This is a genomic window from Cellulomonas sp. A375-1, assembly GCF_001040865.1.
Lineage (GTDB): Bacteria > Actinomycetota > Actinomycetes > Actinomycetales > Cellulomonadaceae > Cellulomonas > Cellulomonas gelida.
The window spans coordinates 1-6,111 of the sequence record NZ_LFKW01000113.1; the positions used below are offsets into that span (position 1 = coordinate 1).

Annotated in this window: 7 protein-coding genes; 4 read left to right on the forward strand and 3 right to left on the reverse strand. The window is 69.9% G+C overall.

Features of this window, described 5'->3' with window-relative positions:
* Positions 1 to 185 (forward strand): iron-sulfur cluster assembly accessory protein (locus CWIS_RS11720; RefSeq protein WP_048343484.1); only part of this gene is annotated, 185 nt, incomplete at its 5' end.
* Positions 186 to 260: 75 nt separating this feature from the next.
* Here the strand turns inward: CWIS_RS11720 and CWIS_RS11725 are convergent.
* A complete protein-coding gene (locus CWIS_RS11725; protein ID WP_307722638.1) occupies positions 261 to 1,430 on the reverse strand; it encodes a cysteine desulfurase family protein in 1,170 nt (389 codons plus the stop codon).
* A gap of 196 nt (positions 1,431 to 1,626) precedes the next feature.
* On the opposite strand from CWIS_RS11725, the gene coxB reads away from it, so the two are divergent.
* From coxB to CWIS_RS11740, 3 genes are read left to right on the forward strand one after another with little or no spacing between them, the layout of a single operon-like run.
* Positions 1,627 to 2,505 (forward strand): cytochrome c oxidase subunit II, encoded by an 879-nt coding sequence (gene coxB / locus CWIS_RS11730; RefSeq protein ID WP_048343485.1) that lies wholly within the window; start codon positions 1,627 to 1,629, stop codon positions 2,503 to 2,505.
* The gene (ctaD, locus tag CWIS_RS11735) at positions 2,505 to 4,325 is read left to right on the forward strand and encodes a cytochrome c oxidase subunit I (RefSeq protein WP_048343486.1); all 1,821 of its coding nucleotides are present in this window, start codon (positions 2,505 to 2,507) and stop codon (positions 4,323 to 4,325) included. The genes coxB and ctaD overlap by 1 nt, the downstream gene beginning before the upstream one ends.
* On the forward strand, positions 4,322 to 4,720 hold the full coding sequence (locus CWIS_RS11740) for a cytochrome c oxidase subunit 4 (RefSeq protein ID WP_048343487.1): 399 nt from the start codon (positions 4,322 to 4,324) through the stop codon (positions 4,718 to 4,720). Before ctaD ends, CWIS_RS11740 begins: the two co-directional genes overlap by 4 nt.
* Before the next feature lie 112 nt (positions 4,721 to 4,832).
* Here CWIS_RS11740 and CWIS_RS11745 read toward each other — a convergent pair whose 3' ends face one another.
* The gene (locus tag CWIS_RS11745) at positions 4,833 to 5,354 is read right to left on the reverse strand and encodes a hypothetical protein (RefSeq protein ID WP_048343488.1); all 522 of its coding nucleotides are present in this window, start codon (positions 5,352 to 5,354) and stop codon (positions 4,833 to 4,835) included.
* 72 nt (positions 5,355 to 5,426) lie between these two features.
* The gene (locus CWIS_RS11750; protein WP_048343489.1) at positions 5,427 to 6,056 is read right to left on the reverse strand and encodes a superoxide dismutase; all 630 of its coding nucleotides are present in this window, start codon (positions 6,054 to 6,056) and stop codon (positions 5,427 to 5,429) included.
* Between the last annotated feature and the right edge of the window lie 55 nt (positions 6,057 to 6,111).

A 6,111-nucleotide genomic window follows, 5' to 3' on the forward strand; every position in this document is an offset into this window, starting at 1 on the left:
AGCGCGTGCTCGACGGTGACGCAGTGCGCGACTACGACGGCGTCGAGGTCGTCGTGGACCGCATGTCGGTGCCGTACCTCGAGGGTGCGACGATCGACTTCGCCGACACGATCGAGAAGCAGGGCTTCACGATCGACAACCCGAACGCGGGCAGTGCCTGCGCGTGCGGCGGCTCGTTCAGCTGATCTCGACCGAAGGCCCGCTCCGTGCGACGGAGCGGGCCTTCGTCGTCCCCGGTGGTCGCCAGACGCACGACGGTCCTAGAGGACTCCCAGGCTCGCGCGCAGCTCGGCGACGACACCCGGCAGCACCGCGAGGAACGAGGCGACGTCCTCGCGCGTCGTCCCGGCGTGCAGGCCGACCCGCACGTTGCCCTGCGTGAGCACGCCCATGGCCGCGAGCACGTGCGACGGCTCGAGCGTGCTGGACGTGCACGCCGACCCCGAGCCGACTGCGAAGCCCAGCCGGTCGAGCGCCGTGACGATCGCCTCGCCGTCGACGTACAGGCACGAGAACGTCAGGACGTGGGGGAGCCGGTGCACCGGGTCGCCGGCCACGTCGCTGTCGGGGACGTGACGCGCGACGTGGGTCCTGATCTCGGCGACGAGCCGCCGCAGGTGGTCCGCCCGTTGCGCGGCGTCCCCGGCCGCCTCCTGCAGCGCGACCGCCGCCGCGAGAGCCGCCGGGACGCTCAGCCCGCCGGGGAACCACCGGTCCTCGTCCTGCGGCCAGTCGGGCGCCCGACGCACGCCGGCGCGCGTGACCAGAACACCGAGGCCGCCCGGTCCGCCCCAGTCGCCCGGGTCGGCGGCGAGGACGTCCCACTCGTGCCCGACGTCGACGTGACCCAGGCTTGCGCCCGCGTCGACGAGCAGGGGCACGCCGGCCGCGCGCGCCGCCTCGTGCGCGGCGGCGACGGGCTGCAACGTGCCCACCTCGCCGTTCGCGTGCTGCAGGGCTGCGAGCACCACGCCGGGAGCGGCGAGCGCGTGCGCGAACGCCTCGCCGTCGACCCGGCCCGACCGGTCGACGCCCACGGTGTGGTGCCGGCCCTCGCCGCGGCTCGCGACGAACTCAGCGGCGTGCAGCACGGCCGACCGCTCGACCGCGCTCGTCACGACGTCGGCACCGACGCGCCGCCTCCCGCGCGCGACCATCCGCACCGCGGCGTGCAGCGCGGCCGTGTGCGACGGCGCGAGGTCGACGTCCTGCGTGCGGGCGCCGACGACGGCGGCGATCGCCTCCCGGGACCCGTCGAGCAGGGCGCGCGCCCGGCGGCCCTCGGCGTGCAGCCGCCGCGGGTCGGCCCATCCCTGGTCGAGAGCCTCGACGAACGCGGCCCGGGCTGCGGGCAGCAGGGGCGCGCGCCCACCGGCGTCGAGCATGACGCGCCGCGGCGCACGGGTGTTCTCGTCGTGCTCGTTCTCCACCCCAGAACCGTATCCGCACGGGTCAACGCGCCGGCGGGGGAGTGTGACGGTGCTGACACGGCGTCGTGAACGGGTGTCACGGGCGACGTGAGAGCCAGTTCGCGCGCTAGGCTGCTCGCGTCGAGGACGAAGGTCCCAGGTGTGTCGCGCCCGTCACAGGGACGACGCGCCGGGGACGTGAGCGAGAGGTCGCCCGTTGCACCCGGAAAACCCCCGCCGGACGCGGCGCCCGGCCCTGAAGTGGGCAGGCATCGCGACGGTCGCTGCTGTGGCCCTGAGCGGCTGCTCGGACCAGGTCCAGCGCGGCTGGATGCCTGGCAACTCGGACGCCGAGATCACGAACCAGACGGGTCGCATCACGGACCTGTGGGTCGGCTCGTGGACCGCCGCCCTCATCGTCGGCCTCATCACGTGGGGCCTGATGCTCTGGTGCGTCGCGGTCTACCGCAAGCGCAAGGACGACGACGTCCTGCCCGTGCAGCTCCGGTACCACGTGCCGCTCGAGATCATGTACGTGATCCTGCCGATCGTCATGGTCGGCGTGCTGTTCTACTTCACGAACCGCGACGTGACCGAGATCACCGACACGTCCGCCGACGCCGACGTCAACATCCAGGTCATCGGCAAGCAGTGGAGCTGGGACATCAACTACCTCGACGACGAGGTGTACGAGACCGGCGAGCACGCGCAGAACGTCGGCACGACCGAGGGCGTCCTCGACGACCAGGTGACCCTCTACCTGCCGGTCGGCGAGTCCGTGCACTTCACGCTCGACTCGCGCGACGTCATCCACTCGTTCTGGGTCCCGGCGTTCCTCTACAAGCTCGACATGATCCCCGGCAAGGAGAACTCCTTCCAGATCACGCCCCAGCAGGAGGGCCTGTACCGCGGCAAGTGCGCCGAGCTCTGCGGCGAGGAGCACTCGTCGATGCTCTTCAACGTCAAGGTCGTCTCGCGCGACGAGTACGACGCGCACATGCAGGAGCTGCGCGACAAGGGCCAGACCGGCGCGCTCGGTCTCGAGTACAGCCGGCTCCAGGACCTGAACAGCGCAACGCAGGAGGAGGAGGACTGATGGCCGCGGTCGCGGAGAACATCCCGGGTCTGGCGCCGTCGCGTCAGACGCTCGGTCGCACCGTGGTCAAGTGGGTCACCTCGACCGACCACAAGACGATCGGCTACATGTACCTGATCACGAGCTTCGTCTGGTTCGTGGTCGGTGGACTGCTCGCGCTGCTGATCCGCGCCGAGCTGTTCACGCCGGGCATGGACGTGTTCCAGTCCAAGGAGCAGTACAACCAGGCGTTCACGATGCACGGCACGATCATGCTGCTGCTGTTCGCGACGCCGTTGTTCGCGGGCTTCGCGAACGTGATCATGCCGCTGCAGATCGGCGCGCCGGACGTCGCGTTCCCGCGACTGAACATGTTCGCGTTCTGGCTCTTCTTCTTCGGCGGGCTCATCGCGGCCGGCGGCTTCCTCACGCCTCAGGGGGCCGCCTCGTTCGGCTGGTTCGCCTACGCTCCGCTGTCGAACACGGTGTACTCACCGGGGATCGGCGGCGACCTGTGGGTGTTCGGGCTCGCGCTCGGTGGCTTCGGCACGATCCTGGGTGCCGTCAACTTCATCACGACGATCGTCACGATGCGTGCCCCCGGCATGACCATGTTCCGGATGCCGATCTTCACGTGGAACACCCTCGTGACGTCGCTGCTCGTCCTCATGGCGTTCCCGCCGCTCGCCGCCGCGCTGTTCGCGCTCGGCGCCGACCGCAGGCTCGGTGCGCAGGTGTTCAACCCCGAGAACGGCGGCGCGCTGCTCTGGCAGCACCTGTTCTGGTTCTTCGGGCACCCTGAGGTCTACATCATCGCGCTGCCGTTCTTCGGCATCATCACCGAGATCCTGCCGGTGTTCAGCCGCAAGCCGATCTTCGGCTACAAGGGACTCGTGTACGCGACGATCGCGATCGCGGCGCTGTCCGTGACCGTGTGGGCCCACCACATGTACGTCACGGGCTCGGTGCTCCTGCCGTTCTTCGCCTTCATGACGATGCTCATCGCCGTGCCGACCGGTGTGAAGTTCTTCAACTGGATCGGCACGATGTGGCGAGGAAAGCTCACGTTCGAGACACCGATGCTGTGGACGATCGGCTTCCTCGTGACGTTCCTGTTCGGCGGCCTGACGGGGATCATCCTGTCCAGCCCCGCGCTCGACTTCCACATCTCCGACACGTACTTCGTGGTCGCGCACTTCCACTACGTGGTGTTCGGGACCGTCGTGTTCGCGATGTTCGCGGGCTTCTACTTCTGGTGGCCGAAGTTCACCGGGAAGATGCTCGACGAGCGCCTCGGCAAGATCCACTTCTGGACGCTGTTCATCGGCTTCCACACCACGTTCCTCGTGCAGCACTGGCTCGGCGTCGTGGGCATGCCTCGCCGGTACGCGGACTACGCGGTCGCCGACGGCTTCACGTGGATGAACCAGCTGTCCACGGTCGGCGCGGTCATCCTGGCGGCCTCCACGCTGCCGTTCTTCTGGAACGTCTACACCACCGCGCGCAACGCGCCCAAGGTGACCGTCGACGACCCGTGGGGCTACGGCGCGTCGCTCGAGTGGGCCACGTCCTGCCCGCCGCCGCGGCACAACTTCACGTCGCTGCCGCGCATCCGGTCGGAGCGTCCCGCGTTCGACCTTCACCACCCCGAGGTCGCCGCCATGGACTTCGTCGAGCCGAACCCCGGTCCGCTGGACTGGGAGGCCGACCGCCGCGGCGAGACCGCCGTCGCCGCCGAGCGTGTGGTGAACGGGACCGGCGAGCCCGAGCAGTCCACGGCGACGATCGTCGAGGACCGCCCGGCGGACGCCGCACGTGACGACGAGGAGGGCACGAAGTGAAGCTCGAGGCCAAGATCTTCGGCTACGGAGTCCTCTTCTTCTTCCCCGTGGGGCTCGTGTACGCGCTGTGGAGCGACGGCGAGCCCGTCGGCACCGTGAGCATCCCGCTCGTCGGTGGCCTGGTCGGCATGATCGGCGCGTACTTCGCGCTGCTCGCGCGCCGGATCGACCCCCGACCCGAGGACGACGAGCACGGCGAGATCGAGCAGGGCGCCGGTGACCAGGGCGTCTACGCGCCGTGGTCGTGGTGGCCCCTGGCGATCGGCGCCTCGGCCGCGATCGTGTTCCTCGGCCTGGCCGTCGGCTGGTGGCTCGTCTACATCGGCGTGGCCGTCGGTGTGATCGCGCTCGTCGGCTGGGTGTTCGAGTTCTCCCGCGGACAGCACGCGCACTGACACTCGCGCACGCAGGCGCACGCGCGACGCGCGTGTGCTGAGCTCAGCTCGTCACGAAGGCCCGACCAGGCAGCTGGTCGGGCCTTCGTCCGTCGCGGGCTCGGCCCGGGCGTCACAGGGTCCGGGCGAGCAGGTCGTGCGCACGACGCAGGACCGCGGGCGCGTCGGCCCGGGCGAGAGCGCCACCCGTGAACGACGGGTCTCGGGTGACCTCGACGCACCCGTCCGGCGGGACGTAGGCCTCGGCGGCGCCTTCGTCGTCGAACTCGATCTCCGCGACGACGAGGCCCGTCAGAGCCCCCTCGAAGACGTCGACGACGTCGTACGACTCGGCGACGCGGTAGCGGCGCTTGGTCAGCGTCGCGGCCGGCAACCCCGCCAGCACGTCGTACTCGGGCTCGTCGAGGTACAGCGTCGTCAACCGTCCCCACGGGTCCCCGGGCAGCTTCTGCGTGAGCTTGAGCTCGAGGGCTCCTGACGGGTGCACGACGCGGCGCAGACGCAGCCGGGTGCCGTCGAGGTAGCGGTCGCTGATCTCGCGGCACTCGCCACCCTGGGGTGGCTCCTCCGCGACGAGGAACCGCCGCTCCCGTTCGGGGAGGGCGAACCTCGACTCACGCGCGACGACACCCATGTGCCCATCATGTCTCGTCCGGGGGACGGCAGAGGGCCGCCCGCACGTGGCGGACGGCCCTCTGCGGGGCGATCAGAGCGCGGGGACGATCAGACCGGAGGTCTGCGAACGGGCGCGCTCGAAGCGCTCCGCCGCGTCGGCCCAGCTGACGATGTTCCACCACGCCTTGACGTAGTCCGCCTTGACGTTGACGTAGTCCAGGTAGAACGCGTGCTCCCACATGTCGAGGACGACGATCGGCACGAGGCCGAGCGGGAAGTTGCTCTGCTGGTCGTACAGCTGGAAGATCGCGAGCTTCTGGCCCACCGAGTCCCAGCCGAGGATCGACCAGCCCGAGCCCTGGATGCCGACGGCGTTCGCGGCGAAGTGCTTCTGGAACGCGTCGAACGAGCCGAAGAACTCGTCGATCGCCGCGGCGAGCTCGCCGGTCGGCTTGTCGCCGCCCTCGGGGGAGAGGTTCTGCCAGAACACGGAGTGGTTGACGTGGCCGCCGAGGTTGAACGCGAGGTTCTTCTCGTGCAGGTTCACCGCCGCGAGGTCGCCGGACTCGCGGGCCTCCGCGAGCTTCGCCAGCGCGGTGTTCGCGCCGGTGACGTAGGCCGCGTGGTGCTTGTCGTGGTGCAGCTCCATGATCCGGCCGGAGATGTGCGGCTCGAGGGCCGCGTAGTCGTAGGGCAGGTCCGGAAGCGTGTAGTCAGCCATTGCGTGAGTACCTCTCCTGCGTCACGCGGGAGCGTCGGCCCCCGCTGGGTACGAG

Bases quoted from the DNA above. Each gene is read 5' to 3' on its own strand.
- CWIS_RS11750 (WP_048343489.1), bottom strand. From the start codon at position 6,056: ATGGCTGACTACACGCTTCCGGACCTGCCCTACGACTACGCGGCCCTC.
- CWIS_RS11745 (WP_048343488.1), bottom strand. From the start codon at position 5,354: ATGGGTGTCGTCGCGCGTGAGTCGAGGTTCGCCCTCCCCGAACGGGAG.
- ctaD (WP_048343486.1), top strand. From the start codon at position 2,505: ATGGCCGCGGTCGCGGAGAACATCCCGGGTCTGGCGCCGTCGCGTCAG.